At 47.9% G+C, this 23,190-nt stretch carries 21 protein-coding genes; 15 read left to right on the forward strand and 6 right to left on the reverse strand.

What is annotated here, in order from left to right; all coding sequences use genetic code 11:
* The first annotated feature begins 58 nt into the window (after positions 1-58).
* Together sucC and sucD are read left to right on the forward strand one after the other, a co-directional pair.
* Positions 59-1,225 carry an ADP-forming succinate--CoA ligase subunit beta gene (gene sucC / locus EDI28_RS11485; protein WP_128784018.1) on the forward strand — a complete coding sequence of 389 codons (1,167 nt, stop codon included), beginning with the start codon at positions 59-61 and terminating at the stop codon, positions 1,223-1,225.
* Positions 1,225-2,097 (forward strand): succinate--CoA ligase subunit alpha, encoded by an 873-nt coding sequence (gene sucD / locus EDI28_RS11490; RefSeq protein ID WP_128784019.1) that lies wholly within the window; start codon positions 1,225-1,227, stop codon positions 2,095-2,097. Before sucC ends, sucD begins: the two co-directional genes overlap by 1 nt.
* A 106-nt stretch (positions 2,098-2,203) precedes the next feature.
* On the opposite strand, the gene znuB is transcribed toward sucD, so the two are convergent.
* Together znuB and znuC are read right to left on the reverse strand one after the other, a co-directional pair.
* The gene (gene znuB / locus EDI28_RS11495; protein ID WP_128784020.1) at positions 2,204-2,989 is read right to left on the reverse strand and encodes a zinc ABC transporter permease subunit ZnuB; all 786 of its coding nucleotides are present in this window, start codon (positions 2,987-2,989) and stop codon (positions 2,204-2,206) included.
* Complete coding sequence (gene znuC / locus EDI28_RS11500; protein ID WP_128784021.1) at positions 2,982-3,758, reverse strand: zinc ABC transporter ATP-binding protein ZnuC; 777 nt, start codon at positions 3,756-3,758, stop codon at positions 2,982-2,984. The genes znuB and znuC overlap by 8 nt, the downstream gene beginning before the upstream one ends.
* 91 nt (positions 3,759-3,849) lie before the next feature.
* Here znuC and znuA point away from each other — a divergent pair, with 91 nt between their 5' ends.
* The 6 genes from znuA to EDI28_RS11530 all read left to right on the forward strand — a co-directional run bounded on the left by znuA (position 3,850) and on the right by EDI28_RS11530 (position 12,729).
* Complete coding sequence (gene znuA / locus EDI28_RS11505; RefSeq protein ID WP_128784022.1) at positions 3,850-4,743, forward strand: zinc ABC transporter substrate-binding protein ZnuA; 894 nt, start codon at positions 3,850-3,852, stop codon at positions 4,741-4,743.
* Positions 4,744-4,745: 2 nt separating this feature from the next.
* The gene (gene mepM / locus EDI28_RS11510) at positions 4,746-6,101 is read left to right on the forward strand and encodes a murein DD-endopeptidase MepM (RefSeq protein ID WP_128784023.1); all 1,356 of its coding nucleotides are present in this window, start codon (positions 4,746-4,748) and stop codon (positions 6,099-6,101) included.
* A 153-nt stretch (positions 6,102-6,254) separates the two neighbouring features.
* Positions 6,255-9,743 carry a hybrid sensor histidine kinase/response regulator gene (locus EDI28_RS11515; protein WP_128784024.1) on the forward strand — a complete coding sequence of 1,163 codons (3,489 nt, stop codon included), beginning with the start codon at positions 6,255-6,257 and terminating at the stop codon, positions 9,741-9,743.
* Between the two features lie 243 nt (positions 9,744-9,986).
* A complete protein-coding gene (locus EDI28_RS11520) occupies positions 9,987-10,214 on the forward strand; it encodes a FeoA family protein (RefSeq protein WP_128784025.1) in 228 nt (75 codons plus the stop codon).
* On the forward strand, positions 10,214-12,490 hold the full coding sequence (gene feoB / locus EDI28_RS11525) for a Fe(2+) transporter permease subunit FeoB (protein WP_128784026.1): 2,277 nt from the start codon (positions 10,214-10,216) through the stop codon (positions 12,488-12,490). Before EDI28_RS11520 ends, feoB begins: the two co-directional genes overlap by 1 nt.
* A complete protein-coding gene (locus tag EDI28_RS11530) occupies positions 12,487-12,729 on the forward strand; it encodes a FeoC-like transcriptional regulator (protein WP_128784027.1) in 243 nt (80 codons plus the stop codon). Before feoB ends, EDI28_RS11530 begins: the two co-directional genes overlap by 4 nt.
* Before the next feature lie 64 nt (positions 12,730-12,793).
* Here the strand turns inward: EDI28_RS11530 and EDI28_RS11535 are convergent, their stop codons facing one another.
* Positions 12,794-13,222, reverse strand: coding sequence for an HIT domain-containing protein (locus tag EDI28_RS11535; RefSeq protein ID WP_128784028.1), 429 nt, complete (start codon positions 13,220-13,222; stop codon positions 12,794-12,796).
* 241 nt (positions 13,223-13,463) lie between these two features.
* Here EDI28_RS11535 and EDI28_RS11540 point away from each other — a divergent pair, with 241 nt between their 5' ends.
* The gene (locus tag EDI28_RS11540; protein WP_128784029.1) at positions 13,464-14,069 is read left to right on the forward strand and encodes a DUF924 family protein; all 606 of its coding nucleotides are present in this window, start codon (positions 13,464-13,466) and stop codon (positions 14,067-14,069) included.
* A gap of 86 nt (positions 14,070-14,155) precedes the next feature.
* Here the strand turns inward: EDI28_RS11540 and EDI28_RS11545 are convergent, their stop codons facing one another.
* Both EDI28_RS11545 and argS read right to left on the reverse strand, forming a co-directional pair.
* The gene (locus EDI28_RS11545; protein WP_128784030.1) at positions 14,156-15,175 is read right to left on the reverse strand and encodes a GGDEF domain-containing protein; all 1,020 of its coding nucleotides are present in this window, start codon (positions 15,173-15,175) and stop codon (positions 14,156-14,158) included.
* A gap of 143 nt (positions 15,176-15,318) precedes the next feature.
* Positions 15,319-17,049: an arginine--tRNA ligase gene (gene argS / locus EDI28_RS11550; protein WP_128784031.1), complete on the reverse strand. Its 1,731-nt coding sequence runs from the start codon at positions 17,047-17,049 to the stop codon at positions 15,319-15,321.
* A gap of 434 nt (positions 17,050-17,483) precedes the next feature.
* Between argS and EDI28_RS11555 the strand changes: the two genes are divergently transcribed.
* Entirely contained in the window at positions 17,484-18,068 is a 585-nt protein-coding gene (locus EDI28_RS11555; protein ID WP_128784032.1) for a VOC family protein, read from the forward strand.
* A 62-nt stretch (positions 18,069-18,130) separates the two neighbouring features.
* Here the strand turns inward: EDI28_RS11555 and purU are convergent, their stop codons facing one another.
* Positions 18,131-18,964: a formyltetrahydrofolate deformylase gene (gene purU, locus EDI28_RS11560; RefSeq protein WP_128784033.1), complete on the reverse strand. Its 834-nt coding sequence runs from the start codon at positions 18,962-18,964 to the stop codon at positions 18,131-18,133.
* A 236-nt stretch (positions 18,965-19,200) separates the two neighbouring features.
* On the opposite strand from purU, the gene EDI28_RS11565 reads away from it, so the two are divergent.
* The 5 genes from EDI28_RS11565 to EDI28_RS11585 all read left to right on the forward strand — a co-directional run bounded on the left by EDI28_RS11565 (position 19,201) and on the right by EDI28_RS11585 (position 23,179).
* Positions 19,201-19,398 carry a globin family protein gene (locus EDI28_RS11565; RefSeq protein ID WP_128784034.1) on the forward strand — a complete coding sequence of 66 codons (198 nt, stop codon included), beginning with the start codon at positions 19,201-19,203 and terminating at the stop codon, positions 19,396-19,398.
* A 116-nt stretch (positions 19,399-19,514) separates the two neighbouring features.
* A complete protein-coding gene (gene yoaA, locus EDI28_RS11570) occupies positions 19,515-21,473 on the forward strand; it encodes a DNA repair helicase YoaA (protein WP_128784035.1) in 1,959 nt (652 codons plus the stop codon).
* Positions 21,474-22,175, forward strand: a complete 702-nt coding sequence (tsaB, locus tag EDI28_RS11575) for a tRNA (adenosine(37)-N6)-threonylcarbamoyltransferase complex dimerization subunit type 1 TsaB (protein WP_128784036.1) — start codon at positions 21,474-21,476, stop codon at positions 22,173-22,175.
* Between the two features lie 110 nt (positions 22,176-22,285).
* A complete protein-coding gene (locus EDI28_RS11580; RefSeq protein WP_128784037.1) occupies positions 22,286-22,567 on the forward strand; it encodes a hypothetical protein in 282 nt (93 codons plus the stop codon).
* Between the two features lie 57 nt (positions 22,568-22,624).
* Positions 22,625-23,179, forward strand: coding sequence for a Slp family lipoprotein (locus EDI28_RS11585; protein WP_128784038.1), 555 nt, complete (start codon positions 22,625-22,627; stop codon positions 23,177-23,179).
* The last annotated feature ends 11 nt before the right edge of the window (positions 23,180-23,190 follow it).

Genomic DNA, 23,190 nt, shown 5'->3' on the forward strand with positions numbered 1-23,190 from the left:
AGAGTATTTCAGATGGATATAACAAGTCCCGAAGGGATATGAAAACGGATAGAACATCATGAATCTGCATGAATACCAGGCGAAACAGCTATTTGCTGAGTACGGTCTGCCAGTTCCAGAAGGTTACGCTTGCGATACGCCACAAGAGGCCGCTGAAGCTGCAGGAAAGATCAGTGGCGGCAAGTGGGTTGTAAAGTGTCAGGTTCACGCTGGTGGCCGCGGTAAAGCGGGTGGCGTTGAACTGCATGATACCAAAGACGGCATCAAAGAATTCGCACAGAAGTGGCTAGGTAAAAACCTGGTGACTTACCAGACAGATGCCAATGGCCAGCCAGTAACAAAAATCCTGGTTGAAGAAGCATCAGATATCGCCAACGAGCTCTACCTGGGCGCTGTTGTTGACCGCGGTACTCGCCGCATTGTTTTCATGGCATCAACTGAAGGTGGTGTGGAAATTGAAAAGGTTGCGGAAGAAACACCGGAGCTTATCCACAAAGCTGCGATTGATCCGTTGGTTGGCCCTCAGCCATACCAAGGTCGCGAGCTAGCATTCAAGCTTGGTCTTAAAGGAGACCAAATTAAGCAGTTCACTAAAATTTTCCTCGGTCTTGGCAATATGTTTGCTGACTATGATCTGGCACTGCTTGAAATCAATCCGTTGGTAATCACTGGCGACGACAACCTACTTTGTCTTGATGGTAAAATTAACATCGACTCAAATGCTATGTACCGCCAGCCAAAGCTTCGCGAAATGCATGATCCTTCACAAGAAGATGAGCGTGAAGCCCATGCGGCGCAGTGGGAGCTGAACTACGTCGCGCTAGACGGTAGCATTGGCTGTATGGTTAACGGTGCCGGCCTGGCGATGGGGACGATGGATATCGTTAACTTGCACGGTGGCCAGCCTGCAAACTTCCTTGATGTTGGCGGCGGTGCGACGAAAGAGCGTGTAACCGAAGCATTCAAGATCATCCTGTCTGACAGCAACGTGAAAGCTGTACTGGTAAATATCTTCGGTGGCATTGTTCGTTGTGACCTTATTGCTGAGGGCATTATCGGTGCTGTTGAAGAAGTCGGTGTCGAAGTACCGGTTGTTGTTCGCCTTGAAGGTAATAACGCCGTACTGGGTGCAGAAACACTGGCCAAGAGTGGTCTGAATATTATTGCTGCGACTTCCCTAACTGAAGCAGCTGAAAAAGTAGTTGCTGCAGCGGAGGGTAAATAATGTCAGTTCTAATTAATAAAGATACCAAGGTAATTTGTCAGGGATTCACTGGCGGTCAGGGGACTTTCCACTCTGAGCAAGCCATTGAGTACGGAACACAGATGGTTGGCGGTGTATCTCCGGGTAAAGGCGGAACAACTCATCTTGGTTTACCTGTATTCAACACTGTACGTGACGCTGTTGAAGCGACAGGTGCAACGGCAACCGTTATCTATGTTCCTGCACCTTTCTGTAAAGATGCAATCCTCGAAGCAATTGATGCGGGTATCGAGCTGATTGTTACAATCACCGAAGGTATCCCTACGCTTGATATGCTAGATGTTAAAGTACGTCTTGATGAGGCTGGCGTGCGTATGATTGGTCCTAACTGTCCGGGTGTTATCACTCCTGATGAGTGTAAGATCGGTATCATGCCTGGTCATATCCATAAAGCAGGTAAAGTTGGTATCGTTTCGCGTTCAGGTACGCTGACTTATGAAGCGGTCAAGCAGACTACCGATGAAGGTTTCGGCCAGTCAACATGCGTTGGTATCGGTGGTGACCCAATTCCTGGCGCAAACTTTATCGATGTCTTGGAGATGTTCGAGAAAGATCCTGCGACTGAAGCAATTGTGATGATTGGCGAAATCGGTGGTACAGCAGAAGAAGAAGCTGCTGCGTATATCAAAGAGAATGTCTCAAAGCCGGTGGTTTCTTACATCGCAGGTGTTACAGCGCCTCCGGGTAAGCGTATGGGGCACGCTGGAGCAATTATCTCTGGTGGTAAAGGGACCGCTGATGATAAGTTCCAGGCACTTGAATCTGCAGGAGTTAAAACAGTGAAGAGCCTGGCTGATATCGGCAAGGCACTGCGCGAAGTCACTGGCTGGTAATTCAGCATTGTGAAAGATTTGAAAACCCGCTATCTGGCGGGTTTTTTTATTTGGTATCAACCCTCCCACCCAAGCATCAAGGGCCGTAGGGCAGGCTTCGTTAGGCTTAGGCCTCAGTACGCTTAAACTGGCTGAGCATAAACATGGCTGCGGCAGCGACCACAACGGAAGGACCCGCTGGCGTATCATAATGCCAAGACATGGCCAGACCGAGCACGACGGCAACGGAGCCAATAACGGATGCCAGTCCGGCCATTAGTTCCGGGCTATGGGAAAAACGTCGAGCTGTCGCTGCCGGAATAATGAGTAGTGAAGTGATGATCAGGGCACCGACAAACTTCATTGCGACGGCGATAACCAGACCGACCATCAACATCAGCAGCAGTCGCATCAGATCGACATTAACGCCTTCAACCTGAGCTAACTCTTCGTTAATTGTCATCGACAACAGCGGGCGCCATAAGGTGATGAGCATGGCCATGACAATAATGCCGCCGCCATAGATCCATAATAAATCGGTGGTCGTCACCGCCAGCAAATCGCCAAATAGATAGGCCATCAAATCTATCCGAACATGGTCTAGAAAACTGACTGCGACCAAACCAAGCGACAAGGCACTGTGGGCGAGGATACCCAGCAGGGTATCGGTAGCGACATATTTCTGTTTCTGCAGGCTAACGAGGATCACGGCGAGTGCCAGGCAGCAGATCACCAGAGCCAAGTTTAGATTGATATTGAACAGGAAGCCAAGGGCGATGCCCAGCAAAGATGCATGGGAAAGTGTATCGCCAAAATAGGCCATTTTACGCCAGACGACGAAGGAGCCCAGCGGCCCGGCCAAGGCGGCAATGCCGATGCCTGCAATCAGTGCCGGTAGAATAAAATCAAGCATTGTGGTTCTCTTGTTGCGCGTGGTGGTGCTGACACGGGCCTACCGGACTGCCGGCAAGATCATGTTCATGATTGTGATGATGGTGGTAGAGTGCCAGCTGTTCGCTTTGCTGAGTACCGAACAGAGCAACATATGACGGGTGGCTGGTGATCGCTTCAGGGGCTCCAGAGCAGCAGACATGGTGGTGCAGGCAGATCACGTTGTCTGTCTTTGCCATAACCAGATGCAAGTCGTGTGAAACCATCAATATGGCACAGTTGAGCTTGTCCCGTAGTGATTGGATCAGGCTGTATAGCTCTAGTTGACCGTTGACGTCCACACCTTGTACAGGCTCATCAAGTACTAGGAGATCCGGGCGCTGAAGCAGGGCCCGAGCCAATAGCACACGCTGCATTTCACCGCCAGAGAGGGAATGCATATTGCTGTGGTGCAAGTGAACTCCGCTAACTAGCTTCAGTGCTTCTAGTCTGTCGGCATTGCTATAGCGGCCCGCCAGTCGCATAAAGCGATCAACGCTGAGAGGCAGCGATGAATTTAACTCTAGTTTTTGTGGCACATAGCCTATCCGGAGTCCTTTCTGACGGATGACCTTTCCTGCAGTAGGTTTGCGCAAACCAGTGATGACTTTCACCAAGGTTGATTTGCCTGCACCATTTGGGCCAATCAATGTTGTGATTTGGCCCCGTTCAAGTTTGATTGAAACTTGGTCAAGCACGTGCCGTTCCGAGAAAGTCACGGTAACAGTCTGTAATTCAACTAAGGTTGTCATAAAAAAGTGCTTCAAGGTATTTGCCAAAGTGAGATGTTATAATATAACATTTCATACTTGTTTGTAATCAATAATTATTTCGGAAAACATTATGCGCCGATTGTTACCTTGCTTTTGCTCTGTTGCACTACTGTTCTCGTCATACCTTTCAGCCGGTGAGTTTAAAGTTGTGACAACAGTTAAGCCCCTGAACCTGATCGTACAGGAGCTAACTGCTGGCGCTGCGAACAGCGAAACTTTATTGCCAGCAGGAACATCCCCCCATGATTACGCACTGCGTCCATCGGATGTGAAAAAACTCAGAGATGCGGATCTGGTTGTGTGGGTCGGCCCTGAGCTGGAAATGTTCCTGTCCAAAGTACTAGAGGCGAAAGGCAACAGCTTGGCACTGACAGAACAACATACAATTGATCTTCGTCATTATGAAGAGGGCGTTGAAATTGATCATGATGATCACAGCCATAGTCACGATGGCGTAGATCCACACCTATGGCTTGGACCGAAGCAAGCAATTCAGGCAGCGAACGTGATTTCTGAGGCGCTTATCAAGTTTGATCCATTGCATAAAAATAAATATGAAGATAATCTTTCGATGTTCGTTTCTGAGGTGGAACAGGCCATCGATGAGTTGAACATAGAACTGAAACCATTAGCCGATCGCGGCTACTATGTTTTTCATGACGGCTATGGCTATTTTGAAGAACAGTTTGGTCTAAATAATCTCGGGCATTTTACTGTTGATCCCGATCGTCGCCCGGGTGCGAAAACATTAGTTTCTATCCGCCGCTCATTACAGGACAAGCAGGCGCAATGCGTATTCAGCGAGCCTCAGTTCTCTCCGGCGGTAGTAAAAAGTGTGGTTAGTGGTACAGAAGTCAATATTGGAACCCTTGATCCAATGGCAACGGAAATTGCTGAGGAAAAGGGAGGTTATGTCCGATTTTTGCAAGAATTGGGGCAAAGTTTTACCAAGTGTCTTAAATAATAATGAAAATATTCAAGGTTGCGGCCTTTACAATTAAACAGCTATCTCGCCAGCATCGTATTGCTTTAGCCTCAACCTCATTGCTCGTCGTGGCTGCCTTGTTATGGCAGCCTTCATCGCCACTTAAGCAGGCTGTCTCATACCAATCCAACCAACGGATTGATGTCGAGCTTCCGGTTGAAGAGCTCGATGTCTTATCTGAGCAAAATAGCGAACCGATGGGAGCGGTTCTTGATCCCCAGGATCCGGAATTTTCAGCACCGAAGGATGAATTAGAGCAACAGCTCGAAGAAGTCGCTGATGTTGCCCACACCCATAAGGTGACGTCTGGCGAGACATTAGGCGTGATTTTTTCGCAGTATGCACTGCCTATTGCAGATATGTATCGTCTGATAAAAGTGAATAAGTCGATCCAAAACCTTGGTGTTGGCCAGATGATTGAATGGTCAGTTACTGAGGAGGGACGGGTAAAAGAGTTCAGCGTTAAGCGCAGTGCCAAAATGACTGACGTTTATACGTTGACGGATCAAGGCTACAAGTTTAAGCAGCTGGAAGAGAACGGCGAAATTAAACCTGTAATGCTGACCGGACGGATCTCCGGCAGTTTTTATCAGTCTGCCCGTACAGCAGGCCTATCCCCAAACCAGATTCAAACGGTAGTTCAGGCCCTGCAATGGCGTTTTGATTTTGGCAGAGAGGCACGTAAAGGCGATCGTTTTGCCGTCTCGGTCGAGCGAGAGTTCATTGAGGGCAAAGCAGTGACTCGTGGCAATGTCAAATCCTTGTATTACCTGAGCGGCAGTCGTGAAGTCTTTGTGATGCGCCACGACGACGGCCAGTTTTATGATGCTGAAGGAAAAAGCTTGAACCGTGCATTGCGCCGGATCCCTTTAGCAAAACGCTATCGTATCAGCTCCTCATTTAACCCACGCCGGAAGCATCCTGTGACAGGACGTATCTCGCCACACAATGGCACTGATTTTGCCACCCCAATTGGCACAACGGTGGTTGCGGCCGGTGATGGCGTCGTCGTTAAAGCGAGAAAACACCCGTTGGCTGGTAACTATGTGGTAATTAAGCACGGCCGTGAATACATGACTCGGTACCTGCATTTACATAAATTATTTGTGAAGGTGGGTGACAAGGTCACGATGGGGCAGCGTATTGCGCTTAGTGGTAATACAGGGCGTTCGACAGGACCGCACCTCCATTACGAGCTAATCAAAAAGAATCGTGCGGTGAACGCTATGAAGGTTCCCCTGCCGCAGGCCGAACCCATTTCATCGAAGCAACGTGGTCGCTTTGTCCAGCTTGCAAGCGATGAGAGGCAGAAATTACTAGCTGTAATGCCAGGTTGATAAGAAAGCGCACTAAGGTGCGCTTTTTTTATGTCTCATCGCTCATTTTATAAAATCACCATTACACTAAAGGGCAACATACTGCATAATGTCCTGTTACGTTGCCGTAAGTTGTTACAGGGATAAGAGTCTTTTAATAGTTCCTGATCTTTTATGAATAAAGCCCTTCTTATTTTATTGTTTTGCCTGTCGGTGCTGTTTAGCTGCAGTATTGCAACAGCAGACGCCAATCATGCTTTTTACCCGCTCCCCCATCAGGAACGCGGAAGCTTCGTGGCGGCTGAAAAAATCATTCGCAACACAAACAGTGGGCTGTGGTTTGTTGATGTTCAGGGATCATTGATTTTTTATGATGGCAGTAGGTTAAACAATGCTGTCGATGAGGCTGGCGAAACGATTACTGGTGTGACAGACGCCGTGATGCTCGAACAGGAGCTTTGGCTTGTAAAAGATGGCTTGGCTTACTGTTACTTGCCTACAACAACTGAGCTGCACCGATTGGATATGAGCTCGACGCCTTTTCAGTTTGTAGAAAGCCAGGGACAAGAAATCTGGTTTGCAAATAGCCGGGGACTATATGCGGTAATAGATAGGCAACAACAGCCGGAGTTTTTTCCTTTTCCGAAATCGTTCTCCATAACAGGGCTATATGGTGCTGGAGGTTCGATTTTCGTTGCAGGGGAGCAGGGCGTTTATGAATTTAGAAATCGCCAGTTTATAGAGCTCCTCCTGTATCCAGGTCAGAAAGTAACGACAGTATTTGAAGACAGTCAACACCAGTTATGGTTTGGCACCTTGAACGGGCTGTATCTATCTCGCCGCGAACGTGTTTTTGTTCCTGCTCAAAATACACTGAGGAATAATTCATCAGTTTCCGCTATTGCTGAAACTGAATCAGGTATGTGGATAGGGACCCCGCGAGGACTTAACCATATTGATAAGCAGTTACTAAAAGTGACTCACTATAGCGCTGATGCCGATGGTGAGTACTCTATTAATGGCAATCGCATTATGGCCCTGTTACGTGATGAGAAAGATGGATTGTGGATAGCAACCAATAGCGGTATTAACTATTTGCCCACCTCTACGGCCGCATTGAGACAGGTTCCTTATAATCAAGACACAGGTCTGATCCCGCCCAGCCAAATCAACCAACTTCAGCAGCTTGATGGTGGAAGCATCTGGCTGGCCACAGACGACGGGCTGATAGAGTTTGAAGATAATCTTAATATTGTCAGACGTTTGCCTGTAACAGGCGGGGTCAACCATTTTGTCTATAAAGAGGGTACATTCTGGCTGGCAACTGACTCCGGTTTGAAGGCGTACTCCTTGGAAAGCAGCGAGTGGTTGGCTCAAAGGCTACCCGCCTGGTTTCAAAATCAGCCTATTACCAGTTTGATGATTGATCGTTACAACTCAGTTTGGATTGGTATGCAATCTCACCTCTATCGGTACTGGCCTGATACGGAAGAGCTTAATGCATTTGGTAGTCATTGGTTTCAGGCTCCGCATGGTAGTGAATCAGTGACGATCTTGTTTGAGGATAGCCATCATCAAGTTTGGGTGGGAACTGACTATGGTTTATACAGATTTAGTGCCGGTCTGTTGAACATTGTTGATGAAACCGCTCATCAGGGCGGTGTTATTGATATATTTGAAGATATATTAGGCCAGTTGTGGGTTGTGAATTCCCACGGTCTTCAATATTCACCGAAATTAACCTCGCTTCAGTTGAAATCAGTTGCCCTTAATGGTGCGTATGCCAAGCCGTATTGCGTTGTTGGTGATAATGGAGGGAGCTGGGTAGCAACAAGTCGGGGGCTTTCCTATTACTCTCTTTCCGCAAAGATGAAACTGCATCTGCCACCGCTGGTTGGAGGGTTTGAAAATGAACCCTTTTCACCTGTCTGTGAGATATTAAAATCGGGAAAATTATTGCTCAGTGGCCGGAAAGGGCTACTGGAGATAGATCCAAAGATACTGCTTACTTCTGATACTCAAATGTTTTCAATTGTGGTCGGTGATATTCAGGTTGATAATCGGTTAGAGCGCGTTGCTGGTGCTAATGCGCAGCTATTGTCTGTACCGTATGGATCATCTGTGAGCTTTAATGTTGGTGTGCTGCCGTTCTCAGGTCTGGCCAAGGTGCAATATCGTTTGAAGGGGCATAGTAAAGAAGGCTGGAATCCGCTCAGTAGCCCAATTTTGTACTTAGATAACCTTGCCCCCGGAGAGTACCAGCTAGAGCTGCAGTTTGATGACGTTAATTTGCAAGGACAGCCAGAGAGCAGCTACGCATTTCGAGTCTCAAACTTATGGCTTTTACCTCACTGGTCGACATCGTTGCCTGTTGTTCTGTTTGTTACTTTTCTTCTCTCACTGATTGTGTGGCGAGCTCGCGTCTACCAACGTCAAAACCTATCTCTTAAGCAATCTGTGTTTCGTCAAACGGCCAGAATTGAACTCAATAAAAAGCAGTTGTATGCCAGCAATAAACATTTGCAGCGAATATTGCATATGCGGCAAAAATTCATGGCTCAGCTATACCATGAACTACGCATCCCCCTGTCACTGATCCTTGGGCCGCTAAAGAAGATGCAGGTATCGAGCAAGGGCGGAGAAACAGAGCAACTTCAGTTGGTTGCTAATAATGTTGAACGGTCATTACATCTAGTTGAACAGCTGTTGACCCGGGATGCCCAGGCTTTTCTTGAACCGGACAAGCCCTGCGAGCAGCGGGTAAGCCCGATTATTCAGGCTTGTTGTATGAGCTGGCAACTGGAGGCCGATCAAAAAGATATTACCCTTTGCCTGGAAGATGATACCGGCGGATTGAGTGTTCTCGTTGCCCCTTATCACCTTGAAATTATGGTTGGTAACTTACTGTCTAATGCTCTTAAATTTACGTCTCGGCAGGGATGTATCAATGTCACGGTTAAAGACTTAAATCATCAGTTGGTGGTGTCGGTGAGCGACACCGGTAAAGGGATGCCGGAAGATGTCAGAAAGAATATCTTTAACAGTTATTTCAAAGAAGGTGGTGACTTTAATCCGGAAGCGGGGTTTGGCTTAGGACTTAGTACCGTCAAGCAGCTTGTTGAAGTCTATGCTGGTGAAATATCAGTGGTTAGTTACCAAGGTATTGGAAGTGAGTTCATTCTTTATTTACCGCTATATCGCGAGGGCTGTGTGAGAACCTTGGCGGGCGAAGGCAAAACAAGAATAGTGACACCGGAAGATCTGCCTAAGCTGCTAGTTGCCTCAATTGATGAGGAGGTAGTATCGTGTCTGGGGGCTTTGTTACAGAATTATCCTTTGATCACTGCATGCGATGGTTATGAGGCTGTGATTTTAGCCAAAGAAAATCAGCCTGATATCATATTGTGTGACTTGATGCTGCCAGGCCTTGATGGGCTTCAAGTTCGTGAACGACTACAAGAAGAACCAAGAGAGTGCCATGCTGTGTTTGTTTTGATGATAGAAAACAGCAGTCAAGGCCATGTTGCTGCAGATATCGATTCTGTGCTCACCAAGCCTTTTGAGCCAGATACGGTGCTCAACCATATCCAGTTACTGCTACATGATGAGCGTCCTCAACTTCGTCAGACTAATTGCGGTAAAGGCGAAGTAGCAAAAGCTTAAAAAAACATCTTGTAACGCTTGGTTGTTGGTGTTTTGTTGGTAATTTACGTCTTTTTTTAACAACCTCAAGACTTTTTATCGAAAGGGAATATCGAGTAATTTCGGGATTTTCTGACTCAGTAATAAATAAACCTAATAAGCATACCAATATGAGGGTTTTTGATTTAAGACAATGCGCAATGTGTTTCAACCTGTAGTATTGCTATTAGGAATAAAAATAATTCTTATTAAGGTGTTGGTAAGATGAAACTGTCTGAATTATCGTGCGGGGCCAATGGAGTAGTAACCAGCTTGTCTGAGCTTCCTTCAGCAACGAGAAAGAAGTTAATGGTTATGGGGTTGTTACCTGAAACTCAGGTGACGGTTGTTCGTTTGGCGCCGTTGGGTGATCCGTTACAGGTGCGTGTCCGTGGTGTTGATATTGCGTTGCGCAAGCAGATTGCAGCCAATATTGAGGTGGAGATACGCTAATGCAATATAATATTCTAACTGTCGGCAACCCTAACAGCGGCAAGACGACACTATTTAACGGGTTGACTGGTGCCAAGCAGCAAGTCGGTAACTGGGCGGGTGTTACGGTCGAAAAGAAAACCGGTAACTACCAGTGCGCCGGTGATGGCTTTGCCCTAACGGATTTACCGGGGATTTATAATCTAGACAGTGCCAATGATGCCAACAGCCTAGACGAGGCCATAGCCTCTCGCGCCATTTTGACGATGCCTGCAGATGTAATTATCAATGTTGTTGATGCGTCCTGCCTGGAGCGTAGTTTGTATATGACCTTGCAGCTCCGCGAGCTTGGTCGCCCGATGATTGTTGTACTGAATAAAATGGATGTACTGCAACGTCAGCGTCAGCTGCTGGATATTAAAGCACTGGAAAAAGTGCTGGGCTGTCCGGTGGTATCCCTGTCGGCGAACAACATCAAGCAGGTACAAGAATTCAAGGTTCAGCTGCATAAAATGCTGGCCCAAGGTATTGCTATCAATGATATCGCTTTGCACTATGGCGACCCGTTTGAAGCTGCTATTGGTGAACTAGAATCGATGTTTAGCAGTGAGACATTGAATGTTCGCGCCCAAGCGATTCGTGTGTTAGAAAATGATACTTTAGTTATCAATGGATTGTCTGAACACGAAAAAAATAAGGCATGCAATATCCGTAATAAGCTGATGGTTGAAATTGACCCGGATATTCAGGTTGCCGATGTGCGTTATACCCACCTTCACCAGCTATGCCAGAAGGTTCGTCGTCAGGAAGGAAAGCTAAGCCGTAGCCTGAGTGACAGTATTGACCGAGTATTGTTGCATCGCGCTTTTGGGATTCCGTTCTTCTTCATCGTGATGTACCTGATGTTCATGTTCTCCATCAATATCGGTAGTTCATTCATTGATTTCTTTGATATCAGTGCCGGCGCTCTGTTAGTGGATGGCGGCCATTACCTGCTCGATGATCATCTACCGGTTTGGCTGGTAACAATTATTGCCGATGGTATCGGTGGCGGTATCCAGACCGTGGCTACGTTTATCCCAGTTATTGCTTGTCTATACCTGTTCCTTGCTGTTCTGGAAAGCTCTGGCTATATGGCCCGTGCCGCTTTTGTTCTGGATAAAGTTATGCAGAAGGTCGGCCTTCCGGGTAAAGCATTTGTTCCATTGGTACTGGGCTTCGGTTGTAACGTGCCGTCTATCATGGCTACCCGTACCCTGGAGCAAGAGCGTGAGCGTAAACTGGCTGCAGCAATGGCACCGTTTATGTCATGCGGTGCACGCCTGCCAGTATATGCGCTGTTTGCGGCGGCATTTTTTCCTGAAAGCGGCCAGAACGTTGTTTTTGGTTTGTACCTACTCGGCATTTTTGCCGCGGTAATGACCGGAATGATCCTGCGCAACACTTTGTACCCGGGGACGAGTGACAGTTTCATTATGGAAATGCCTGACTATGAATTGCCGACGATGCGTAATGTGGGCATCAAAACATGGCAGAAGCTGAAGAAGTTTGTACTGGGTGCCGGTAAGACGATTGTTGTGGTTGTTGCTTGTTTGAGCTTCTTTAACTCACTGGGTGCTGATGGCTCGTTTGGTAACGAGGATACTGAAAATTCTGTATTGTCCCAAGCCGCCCAGGTGGTGACGCCTTTACTTGCACCTATCGGAGTGAAAGAGGATAACTGGCCTGCAACAGTGGGTATTATCACCGGGATTTTTGCCAAAGAAGCGGTTGTGGGGACGTTAAATAGCCTTTACGCTCCATCTGAAGGGGAAGAAGGCGGCGAGTATGATTTGCTGGCGAGTCTGCAAGAAGCCGTTGCAACCATCCCGGCTAATTTAGCTGACCTCAGTTACTCAGACCCGCTGGGGATCGAAGTCGGTGAGCTGTCTGATCTTGATACTGCTGCCGAAGAGCAGGAAGTTGAAGCATCAGTCTTTGGGAATATTCAGGCTCACTTTGTTAGCTCGGCTGCCGCAATGGCCTACTTGATCTTCATCTTGCTGTACACGCCATGTGCTGCGGCGATGGGGGCATATGTTCGTGAGTTTGGTCAGAAGTTCTCAATCTTCATTGCTGGCTGGACTATGTTGCTTGCTTATACATTTGCAACCGTGGTGTATCAGGTAGCACATTTTGCAGAGCACCCAGTCACCAGTATGCTGTGGATTGGCTTGTTTGCTCTGATTAATGTGGGTTTGTATATTGTCTTCAAACGTCAGGGACAGAAACAACCGGAAGAGGTGTTGGCACTGTGATCCTTCAGCAGCTGAAACTGTACATTGAGCAGCATGGCCGATCTAGCAGAAAGGATCTGGCGAACCATTTCGGGATGAGTGAAGACGGTGTTGATACCATGCTGGATGTCTGGATTCGCAAAGGAGCAATCAACAAAGAACTTATTGGTTGTGGTAGTGATTTATGCTGCCAGAATGCTGAGGATGTCTGGTATCGTAGCCTAAAGGCCGATGAACTGTCAGTAACTGTAGTACGCTGATAAAATTTAAAAGGCAGCCCGAGGGTTGCCTTTTTTCTGCTTTGAATCCGATGTAAGCTCTGGGCTAGATGCCCTTGAACCCTTCAATATTGGCCAGTTCGTCGCGCAGTTCTTCTGCCAGGGCTTGCTGGATCTCTTCTGCTCGCTGCGTTCCGTTCGTATTTCCCCATACCGGACCGGGCCAGGCTATATCAGACTGAAACCTCGCAATATGGTGGATATGTAACTGGGGAACAAGGTTACCCAGTGCACCGACGTTGATTTTATCGGCTTGATAGTCGGTTTCCAACAGGCTGGCAACGGCACTTGATTCACGTATCAGCTCAAACTGGTCTGCTTGGGGCAGGTGATGAATTTCAGTGATACCTTCCTTGCGCGGTACCAGAATAAGCCACGGACCTAGTGCTTCTTTCGACAGTAATACTCGGCATAATGGCAGGTCACCTAAAATTGTAGTATCTGCTGCCAGTCGCGGATGGAGTGTAAAATGCATTGTCGTATTCCTTAAATGTTTTGGGCGGCTCACATGCTGGAACATTGCTCATCATTATCCGTGGGGGCTACTGTATGCTGATAATACCACAGAAGGATAAGCCGTCTTTTATCTAGTCATATCATGGTAATACCAATCGAAATAAAGGCCAGTCTTGATAGCCGCAGATTGATGGAATCAGTGGCTAATTGTGGTATTTGCGAACATGTTGAGCTTGCGATAACCGTTTGGGGGTAAAAGTATGGCTGCGGAATATCAGGAAGTCTTGGATTTTTGGTTTGGTGAGCTTGGTGAAGAAGTACCTGTTACCGACCGAAATGCACTGTGGTTTCAGGGAGGGGAAGAAACGGATAAGCTCATCGCAGAACGCTTTCAGCCGCTGGTTAGTCAGGCAGGGCTAGGGGAGTTGGGTTATTGGGCAAAAGAGCCTAAAGGAGCACTGGCTCTGATTATCTTGTTGGATCAGTTTACCCGTAATATATACCGAGGTTTGAGTGCGGCATTTCGCTATGACTCGTTAGCCCTGGCAATTTGCAAACGGGGCCTGGCGAATAACCATGACGAAGAGCTAAGCGCAATTGAACGCGTCTTTTTTTACTTGCCGCTAGAACATTCTGAAACAGTTGAAGATCAGGAAGAGTGTGTCTTCCGCTTTGATCGGCTCCGGCAGTCGGTGTCACCCGCTCATGCAATGGTTTTTGAAGGATTCTATCAGTATGCCGTCAGCCATCATGATGTGGTTCAGCGCTTTGGCCGTTTTCCTCATCGTAACGCTGTTCACGGGCGTTTATCGACCCAAGAGGAGCTGGATTGGTTGCATGGCGGAGGCCAGCGCTTCGGACAGTGAATTCATGCCAAGCTAGTCATCGCCACCTGTGTATCTGATAGGGCATTGGAGGCGTAGTAAAAGTAACTAGCGATAGCGTGAAGGGATTAATTGACAGGAAGCACCCTGTTTCGTCCCAGTTGCTTGGCTTGGTTCAGGTGGCTATCTGCGCGTGCAATAACGTCTGCCGAGGTTTCGTCTTCCTGCTTGGTAGCAATGCCAAACGAGGCGGTGACAGAATTGATACGCTGGCCTGATTTTTTATCCAGGACCGAGATTTTTTCTATTGCCCGGCGGATCGTTTCCGCCTGCTGTCGAGTCGAAGACAGTGTTTTATGCGGCAAAATAATAATAAATTCCTCGCCGCCAAAGCGATAAGACTGCGCATAGTCTCGGCTGCATTCAAGGAGCCGGCGGGCCACGATTTTGAGTACCTGATCACCGAGTAAGTGGCCGAAGGTGTCATTAAAATCCTTGAACTTGTCGATATCCATCATGATAAGGCTGAAAGGAATATTGTTATCAGTATAACTTTGGATATCCCGCTCAAATGCCCTTCGGTTATTAAGACGGGTCAAGGCATCTTCATTCGCCTCTTTTTGGCTTTCGCTCAATGCTTCGCGCAGGGCAGTAATTTCTTGCTGGGCATTGCTAAGCTGGCCCTTAAAGGTACCGGTAGATAGTTGGATCTGACGGGATTCACGGATTAACTCGCGCACCAATGTCATGGTATCTTCTAATGAGAGGCCTTCTCGCTCGGCTGATTCCAGTTTGCTGAAGGTATGGCTCAATGCGCCCTGGAAGGTTTCGGCATTCGACAGCGTGTCTGACATGGTGTGGGATAGCTCCTGCATCATTGCCGTCAGGCTCTGCTTGAGCTGTTTCATGTCTTTGTCGGTTTCGCTGGCTAGTAGCTGCTGGTACAGGTTGTCGCATAGCGTGGGAGTACAATGCCCTAAAGCTTCGATTCCTTGGTCAACAGCTTGGTTAAGTAGTGGTTGCTGCTGAGACGCATAGGTATACCAGAGTGCATAGTTGGTCGGTGTGGTTGGTACTTTGTGTTTGATCATCAAGGGAACCGTTTTTTTCAACGTTTCCGTCGATTCCACAAAGCTGTCTTTGCTCATACTTTGAATTCCATTTTTGTCGCAAATACAAAAGCAAACTGATTACGGTGTTGGTCGCATAAAAAAGCCTTCTAAGGATACCCTAGAAGGCTTCGAATTATTAGTCTGTAATTCGTTATTTCTTTGAATGAAATAGCAAAAAATTACATACGTTCGAGTGTTTCGATACCTAGCAGGTCAAGACCTTGCTTGATGGTGTTTGCTGTTAGCAATGCCAGCTTCAGACGGCTTTGCTTCACTTCTTCTTCTGCATTGAGGATCGGGCAGGCTTCGTAGAAGCTAGAGAATTTACCTGCAAGATCAAATAGGTAGCTACACATTACATGCGGGTGACCTTCGCGAGCAACCGTTAGGACTGCTTCTTCGAACTGAAGTAGAGCAGAAAGCAAAGTTTGCTCTTTTTCTTCATTGATCACGACAGGATGAGTCAGGTCGGCAAGCTCAACATTGGCGCGCTTGAAGATAGAAGCCACACGGGTGTACGCATACTGCATGTATGGTGCCGTGTTACCTTCGAATGCCAGCATGTTGTCCCAGTCAAAGATGTAGTCAGTGGTACGGTGTTTAGAAAGATCCGCGTATTTAACCGCTGCCATTGCAACAGTCTTGGCGATGTTTTCTTTTTCAGCCGTTTCAAGATCTGGGTTTTTATCTTCGATCAGCTTTGTCGCACGCTCTTCTGCTTCATCAAGCAGATCAGCAAGACGAACAGTACCGCCAGCACGGGTTTTGAACGGACGGCCGTCTTTGCCAAGCATCATGCCGAATGCGTGGTGCTCTAGCGTTACGTCTTCTGGCACATAGCCCGCCTTGCGAACAATTGTCCATGCCTGCATCAGGTGCTGGTGTTGACGTGAATCGATGAAGTAAAGTACGCGATCTGCGTTTAGCTGCTCGAAACGGTATTTAGCACAAGCGATATCGGTTGTGGTGTATAGGAAACCGCCATCGCGCTTCTGGATGATAACACCCATAGGCTCGCCGTCTTTGTTCTTGTATTCATCAAGGAAGACAACCTGTGCACCGTCATCTTCCACTGCCAGGCCTTTTTCTTTAAGGTCTGCAACGATACCTGGGAGCATATCGTTATACATGGACTCACCCATCACGTTGTCGCGAGAGAGTGATACGTTCAGGCGATCATAGTTCTGCTGGTTTTGAACCATTGTCACGTCAACCAGTTTCTTCCACATTTCCGCACAGTATTCGTCACCGCTCTGTAGTTTAACTACATAGTTACGTGCACGTTTTGCGAACTCTTCGTCCTCGTCGTACATTTTTTTTGATTCGCGGTAGAATGCTTCAAGATCAGACAGCTCCATAGAAACTTCGCCTGACTCTTTTTGAACTCGCTCCAGGTTTGCGATTAGCATACCGAACTGTGTTCCCCAGTCACCAATGTGGTTGGCACGGATAACGTTGTGACCTAGGAACTCAAGCGTACGAACAACGGCATCGCCGATGATTGTTGAACGCAGGTGACCAACGTGCATTTCTTTGGCAACGTTAGGCGCCGAGTAGTCAACAACGATATTTTTCTGCGCTTCAGCAGTGACACCCAGACGCTTGTCTGCCAGTGCTTCCTCAGCACGGGCGGCAAGCCAAGATTTGTTTAGGAAAATGTTAATGAAGCCTGGGCCTGCGATTTCGACTTTTTCAGCAATACCGTCAAGATCCAGTACGTCGATAACTTTTTGTGCGAACTCGCGAGGGTTGGTGCCGAGTTTTTTTGCAACGCCCATGACACCGTTAGCCTGGTAGTCACCAAACTGTGCTTTTGCAGACTGGCGAACGGCTGCTGGGCTACCTGCGGGTGCGCCAGCGGTTTCTAAGGCCAGAGATACTTTATCGTTAATTAGTGCTTGAATGTTCACGCGCTTATCCTTTAAATCATTTGGTACGCTAATAGCAAAGTTGTATTAGCGAGGCAAAAACGTCACGGTCTTCAAGAGCTGTTATAAGCCAAACCGTCAAAAATAGTCACGTAAGCTGGCCACATTAATTGCAGCATAATTAATGCTGTTTGGGATCACGTGAGTATTTTTGACGGGACACTCTTTAGAGTAAGAGGTGATATCTTGAATACGTACATTGCATTGCCTTAATAATACCCACAAAGTTAGGTGTTTTGGCAACCCGAAAAAGGCATTGTTTGCGATTTTTTTTTCGTTATGGGTAGAACGTGAAAATTATGCACAAATCAAGCAGCAACAAGGCCTGTCGTCACCTTTGGCTGGGTTTCTATAATCCTTAAATTATGGATAATTATGCGTTCGTTTCCCGATACTGTAATAACTGGAGAAAAAACATGCAGAAGCTAACTGATATAGGTCTCCATCCCGAGCAAATGCTGGCAGAGTTACCTGCGTTTGTAGAACGCATTGAGGCGCTGGCGCAAGAGATGAATATTTCTCTGTCGGACTACCAGGCTGATCATATTGCATTACGGGTAAATGATCTTGAAGTGGCCAAGGAATTGCACAAAGCCTGGCTTGCGTATGGCGAGGAATGGTCAAACAATGAGATCAATGGTCGCCCGATTATTGTCATCGGCTTTAATAAGTCGCTTCAGGTTGGCCGTTGGAGTATAGAGGCGCTGGAATTGCCGTATCCGGGCAGTAAGTCATACCCTCAGCAAGGCTGGGAGCATCTTGAGTTTGTCATTCCGGCTAAAGCGAAGGATACCGAGGAGCTCAAGGCGCTGTTGGATGAGAAATTTCCGCTTCTGCCTTGGGAAAAATTGGCAGATAAAGGCATTAAGGTGAAAGCCAGCTCGCCATCGGGAGAAAAAGAACGACTGCCAAATCCTACATATGCTTTTAAAAAGGCTGGGGTGTGTATCAAGCTGCATCCGTGTTCGCTAAAAGATGTGATTGAGAGCGAGGAAGGGTAACTCAGCTGCGAGTTATGAGTTGCGAGTTTATAGAAGCTCGCAACTCGGTACTCGTATTTTCGCTAAAGTATTACGGTTCTGTTCCCATGCACAAATACCTTGTCATCGAGCACCAGTCCCAGCGCCTTGCTTAGTACTGATTTTTCGACATCGCGACCAGAGCGAGCCATATCGCCTGCGCTGAAGTTATGGTCTACATTGATGACGTTTTGGGTAATGATCGGGCCTTCATCTAAATCGTTGGTGACAAAGTGGGCAGTAGCTCCGATGATTTTCACCCCGCGTTCAAACGCCTGCAGGTACGGTTTGGCACCGATAAAGGCCGGCAGAAAGCTGTGGTGGATATTGATGATCTGGTGCGGAAACTGGGCGACAAAGTTCGGTGTCAGGATCCGCATATACTTGGCCAGCACGACATAATCAGGGCTGTATTGCTGGACGGCTTCAAGCAGTTTCTCTTCGTGCGTTTCACGGCTCAGCCCTTCGTGGCAGACATGGTGGAACGGGATATCAAATTTCTCGGTCAAACCCGCCAATGTATCGTAATTTCCCACAACAGCCGCAATCTCAACATCCAATGTGCCATCAAAGGCCTTGACTAGAATATCCCCCAGACAGTGTGCTTCTTTGGTGACCATAATCACGATGCGCTTGCGGGCTGAGCTGACCAGACGGCGGTAACTGCCTTCTGGCAGGGCTCGATCTAGATCAAAAAGGAAGGTTTCGTCGTTAAAAACACCTTCCAGCTCTGTTCGCATGAAGAACTGGCTATGGGAGTGATCAACAAATTCATTATTGTGAACAATGTTGAGCTGGTGCTTGTAACAGATGTTGGTGATTTTCGATATTAAACCCATTGCATCTGGGCAATCGGTGAGAAGGGTTTTCGTTTCCATGTGCGTCCTTGAACTACAATATTTATATTTCCATTCCCTTTTATTTACCGCGTATTTATTTCAGGGTCAAAACAAATATTCAGATTAGTACTTGTGATAGTTGCCATACGTATAGAAATCATAACTAATGATCTTCATCACCGAGGAGGAGATATGTTGTCACAACGGCAGATATTTTTTTATGGCTGTCTTATTCGCCATACCGGTACTCGGTATTGGATTAGCCTACGCTGACAATGAAGGATGCCCATGCCCGCCTGAATATTACAGAGAAAGATTGGCCGCGGATGGAGGTGTTGCTTAAGAGCGTGCTGGATAAGCACGATGTGGCAGAAAAAGAGCAGCAAGAGCTGATGGAAATTGTCGGCTCGACCAAAGCAGATATTGTTACTGCGCCCCAATTAAATATGTTTAGTTGCATATGTTGTAACTAGAGATGTGCTTGTCTAACTCATCGGCACCCTGGGTATAAATAACCGTAGTCGCAGGCTGGCAAACTTGGCATAATGGACGGCCTTTTACTGTATATATAACCAATAAGCTCGTTGGAATGATTGCCAAGTTTTTCGCCTCCGGAGGCGCACTCGACAAAGCCATACCCGGTTTCCAGGCTCGCCAGCCGCAGATTGATATGGCTAAGGCTGTAGATGACGCAATTTGTGAACAGACTCAGCTCGTGGTCGAGGCGGGAACGGGAACCGGCAAGACATTTGCTTACCTTGTGCCGGCGTTGGTTCGCGGTAAAAAAACGATTATTAGTACCGGCTCGAAGAACCTGCAGGAGCAGCTTTTTCACCGGGATTTGCCTTTAATGGCCGATGCCCTGGGTTTTACCGGACGGGTTGCTCTGTTAAAAGGACGGGCTAACTACCTGTGCCTCGATCGTTTGAGTCGCCAGATCACCGAAAGCCATGGTACCCATGTCGATCCGACGCTACTGAGTCAGCTGGTTAAAGTCCGCAGTTGGTCATCAACGACCCATACAGGTGATCTTGGCGAGTGCGAAACCGTTGCCGAAGACAGTCCGGTGATCCCGATGATCACCTCAAACAATGATAACTGCATTGGCCGTGAATGTCCGTCTTACGAAGATTGTTTTGTGGTTAAAGCCCGGCGTAAGGCGATGGAAGCTGATGTGGTGGTGGTGAACCATCACCTGTTTTTAGCTGATTTGGCGATCAAGGAAACAGGGTTTGGTGAGTTGATCCCTGAAGCGGAAGTCTTTATTTTCGATGAGGCTCACCAAATGCCAGATATTGCCAGCCAATATTTTGGTCAGAGCCTGACCAGCCGTCAGGTTCAGGAGTTGGCCAAGGATGTCGAAATTGGTTACCGCACAGAAGCGAAAGATATGCGTCAGTTGCAAAAAACGGCCGATCGACTGGCTCAGGCTGCATCTGATTTGCGGATTGTGCTAGGTGACCCCGGCTTTCGGGGCAATTGGCGAGAAGCCATAACCAGCCCGGCGATCCAGCGTGAGCTGACCCGATTAAACGATGCACTTGATCTAACTCATGAGGTGCTTAAGCTCGCTTTGGGAAGAAGCCAATTACTAGACACGGCTTTTGAACGGGCCACGCTGCTGAAAGCAAAACTGGCAAGGCTTTCCGATACCTCGATTACCGGCTATTCCTATTGGTATGAATGTACCCCGCGCCATTTTAGTCTGAATATCACACCACTATCGGTGGCGGAGAAGTTCCACGAACAAATGCAGTTGCAGCCGGGAGCCTGGATATTTACGTCTGCCACCTTGGCCGTTGATGATGATTTTAGCCATTTCAGCCACCGCCTTGGGTTAGCGCCCAAGCAACAGTTCGCACTGGAAAGCCCGTTTGACTATCAGCAACAGGCCTTGCTGTGTGTGCCTCGTTTTCTTCCCGAGCCAAATAGCTTTGGTATTGCCGATAGGCTGGTAGAAATGCTGGCACCGGTCATAACTGGCAACAACGGACGTTGTTTTTTCCTTTGTACCTCGCACCAAATGGTCCGCGAGTTGGCGGAAGGGTTTCGTTCGGTACTGGATTTGCCGGTATTGGTACAAGGTGAGACCACCAAGCAAAAGTTACTGGCAGAGTATCTGGAGCGTGGCAATGCGCTCTTGATTGCCACAGGCGCATTTTGGGAAGGTGTCGATGTTAGAGGACAAGCCCTTAGCTGTGTTATCATTGACAAATTGCCTTTTACAGCACCGGATGATCCGTTGCTGAAAGCGCGAATTGAAGATTGTCGCCTGCGTGGCGGGGATCCCTTTTCGCAAGTTCAAATACCCGATGCAGTGATCACCCTGAAACAGGGCGTTGGGCGTCTTATTCGTGATAAGCAGGATAAGGGCGTTCTGGTCATTTGTGATAATCGCTTGGTAACGCGTCCGTATGGCGCGGTATTTTTAAGAAGCCTGCCATCAATCCCACGTACGCGGGATGTTAATGGTGTCGGGCAGTTTTTGTCTGCAGTGAATGGTAACGAGTGTACTGTTCAGTGTGACGATCAGCATTCAGAGGCTTGAATGAGCACCAAAATTCTTGCAGTCGATACTGCCACCGAAAATTGTTCTGTTGCCTTAATGATAGGCGATGATGTTATTTCACGTTGCGAGTATGCGCCGCGTGAGCATACGACTAAAATTCTGCCGATGGTAGATATCGTCCTGGCCGAAGGTGGCCTGAAGCTCGGCCAATTAGATGCACTGGCTTTTGGCCGTGGACCGGGAAGCTTTACCGGCGTTCGTATAGGTATTGGTATCGCCCAAGGGTTGGCATTTGGTGCTGACCTGCCGATGCTGGGTATATCCACACTGGCCGCAATGGCTCAGGGGACCTACCGAGCACATCAATCCGAGCAGGTTTTGACTGCAATTGATGCTCGAATGGGCGAGATTTACTGGGGGCAGTATCAGCGCCAGACTGATGGCGACTGGCGTGTGATCGACAGTGAATTGGTTATCCGACCTGAAGGGCTTGTTGAGCAGTTCAGCGCTGATAACGGTATTTGGCTAACAGCCGGTACAGGTTGGGAAAGCTATGCTGAACCTCTCGCTCAGCTGAAGGTCCAAATGGAAAAAGGGACTGTTTTATATCCCGACTCCCAGGATATGGTCCACTTGGCTAAATTTGCTTTGGCTCGAGATGAGGCGGTTTCAGCAGAGCATGCCAGCCCAGTTTACTTGCGTGATACGGTAACCTGGAAGAAGCTGCCTGGCCGTGAATAAACTTCAGGATTAGCGAGTTTGCGCCGTGCGGCTATCTTAGTCGGAGGGGCGCAAACTGTCAGCTCTAGGATCTAGAACTCTCCGCTTTTCCTCCTGATAGGTATTGCATTATGGTTTCAATCCAACGTTTACCAACATCAATACAGTCACCGCACAAGCCCCGGGTCAACAAACCGGCACAGGCGCCTGTTGCTGCAGAGCAGACAGTTGTTGCAAAAGCGGTAGCAAAATCTGTTCGTGATCCGGAACTTATTCAAGATGCCCACTCCAGAATTCAGTATGACGAGCCTGAGGGGAAGCACCGTCAGGCGCTAGATTCCTATATGGGGGTGATGTATCAAAATCATAAGGATGCGTTGTCTTCGCTGGTTGGGGTAGATGTATACGTTTAGTGTGTTCCGCTATCCGGTAAGCTGGGTGGATTATGAGCATTTGTCTAGGAGTATCTGATGTTTAGAGTGCTATTTCTTGGGCTGTTAATGGTCTTTATGGTAGGCTGCGCCAGCGTGCCCGAAAGCCTGCACACTCAATCAGAAAGCCCAATTACCGACTTCCAGTTGATTCGCGATAATCCTGCAATGGCTCGGGATCAGGAAGTTCGGCTGGGTGGCATCATTGCAGCAATTGATAATGAAAAACAACGAACCCGAATTGAGGTTGTCAGCCTGCCGCTGACTAGTGACGGTAGACCTAAGCTCGATGCCAAGCCGCAGGGGCGTTTTGTTGGCTATGCGGATGGTTTTTTCGAACCTCTGGAATATCGCCCAGGCAGACTGTTAACCGTTGTTGGCCGAGTCAATGGCCAAGAACAAGGAACGGTGGGGGAGTTTGAGTATCAATTTCCTGTCGTCAACATTTCGGGGCAGCAGTTGTGGCAGGTTAAACAGGAAATCCGGATTGACGACTTTGCCCGTTACCATGATTGTATTGGAACCCGGTGCTCGTTTATGAGTTATGGCGTGGGGTTTACTCGCGGAGAAGTTACGCAACGGGTGACCAAGTAGATTGAGAATGT

Origin of the sequence: Photobacterium chitinilyticum, assembly GCF_004104355.1 — a bacterium.
GTDB classification, from domain to species: domain Bacteria; phylum Pseudomonadota; class Gammaproteobacteria; order Enterobacterales; family Vibrionaceae; genus Photobacterium; species Photobacterium chitinilyticum.

Excerpts from the sequence above, each read along its gene's own strand:
- sucC (WP_128784018.1), top strand. The coding sequence starts at position 59 with ATGAATCTGCATGAATACCAGGCGAAACAGCTATTTGCTGAGTACGGT.
- sucD (WP_128784019.1), top strand. The coding sequence starts at position 1,225 with ATGTCAGTTCTAATTAATAAAGATACCAAGGTAATTTGTCAGGGATTC.
- znuB (WP_128784020.1), bottom strand. The coding sequence starts at position 2,989 with ATGCTTGATTTTATTCTACCGGCACTGATTGCAGGCATCGGCATTGCC.
- znuC (WP_128784021.1), bottom strand. The coding sequence starts at position 3,758 with ATGACAACCTTAGTTGAATTACAGACTGTTACCGTGACTTTCTCGGAA.
- znuA (WP_128784022.1), top strand. The coding sequence starts at position 3,850 with ATGCGCCGATTGTTACCTTGCTTTTGCTCTGTTGCACTACTGTTCTCG.
- mepM (WP_128784023.1), top strand. The coding sequence starts at position 4,746 with ATGAAAATATTCAAGGTTGCGGCCTTTACAATTAAACAGCTATCTCGC.
- EDI28_RS11515 (WP_128784024.1), top strand. The coding sequence starts at position 6,255 with ATGAATAAAGCCCTTCTTATTTTATTGTTTTGCCTGTCGGTGCTGTTT.
- EDI28_RS11520 (WP_128784025.1), top strand. The coding sequence starts at position 9,987 with ATGAAACTGTCTGAATTATCGTGCGGGGCCAATGGAGTAGTAACCAGC.
- feoB (WP_128784026.1), top strand. The coding sequence starts at position 10,214 with ATGCAATATAATATTCTAACTGTCGGCAACCCTAACAGCGGCAAGACG.
- EDI28_RS11535 (WP_128784028.1), bottom strand. The coding sequence starts at position 13,222 with ATGCATTTTACACTCCATCCGCGACTGGCAGCAGATACTACAATTTTA.
- EDI28_RS11540 (WP_128784029.1), top strand. The coding sequence starts at position 13,464 with ATGGCTGCGGAATATCAGGAAGTCTTGGATTTTTGGTTTGGTGAGCTT.
- EDI28_RS11545 (WP_128784030.1), bottom strand. The coding sequence starts at position 15,175 with ATGAGCAAAGACAGCTTTGTGGAATCGACGGAAACGTTGAAAAAAACG.
- EDI28_RS11555 (WP_128784032.1), top strand. The coding sequence starts at position 17,484 with ATGCAGAAGCTAACTGATATAGGTCTCCATCCCGAGCAAATGCTGGCA.
- purU (WP_128784033.1), bottom strand. The coding sequence starts at position 18,964 with ATGGAAACGAAAACCCTTCTCACCGATTGCCCAGATGCAATGGGTTTA.
- EDI28_RS11565 (WP_128784034.1), top strand. The coding sequence starts at position 19,201 with ATGAAGGATGCCCATGCCCGCCTGAATATTACAGAGAAAGATTGGCCG.
- yoaA (WP_128784035.1), top strand. The coding sequence starts at position 19,515 with ATGATTGCCAAGTTTTTCGCCTCCGGAGGCGCACTCGACAAAGCCATA.
- tsaB (WP_128784036.1), top strand. The coding sequence starts at position 21,474 with ATGAGCACCAAAATTCTTGCAGTCGATACTGCCACCGAAAATTGTTCT.
- EDI28_RS11580 (WP_128784037.1), top strand. The coding sequence starts at position 22,286 with ATGGTTTCAATCCAACGTTTACCAACATCAATACAGTCACCGCACAAG.
- EDI28_RS11585 (WP_128784038.1), top strand. The coding sequence starts at position 22,625 with ATGTTTAGAGTGCTATTTCTTGGGCTGTTAATGGTCTTTATGGTAGGC.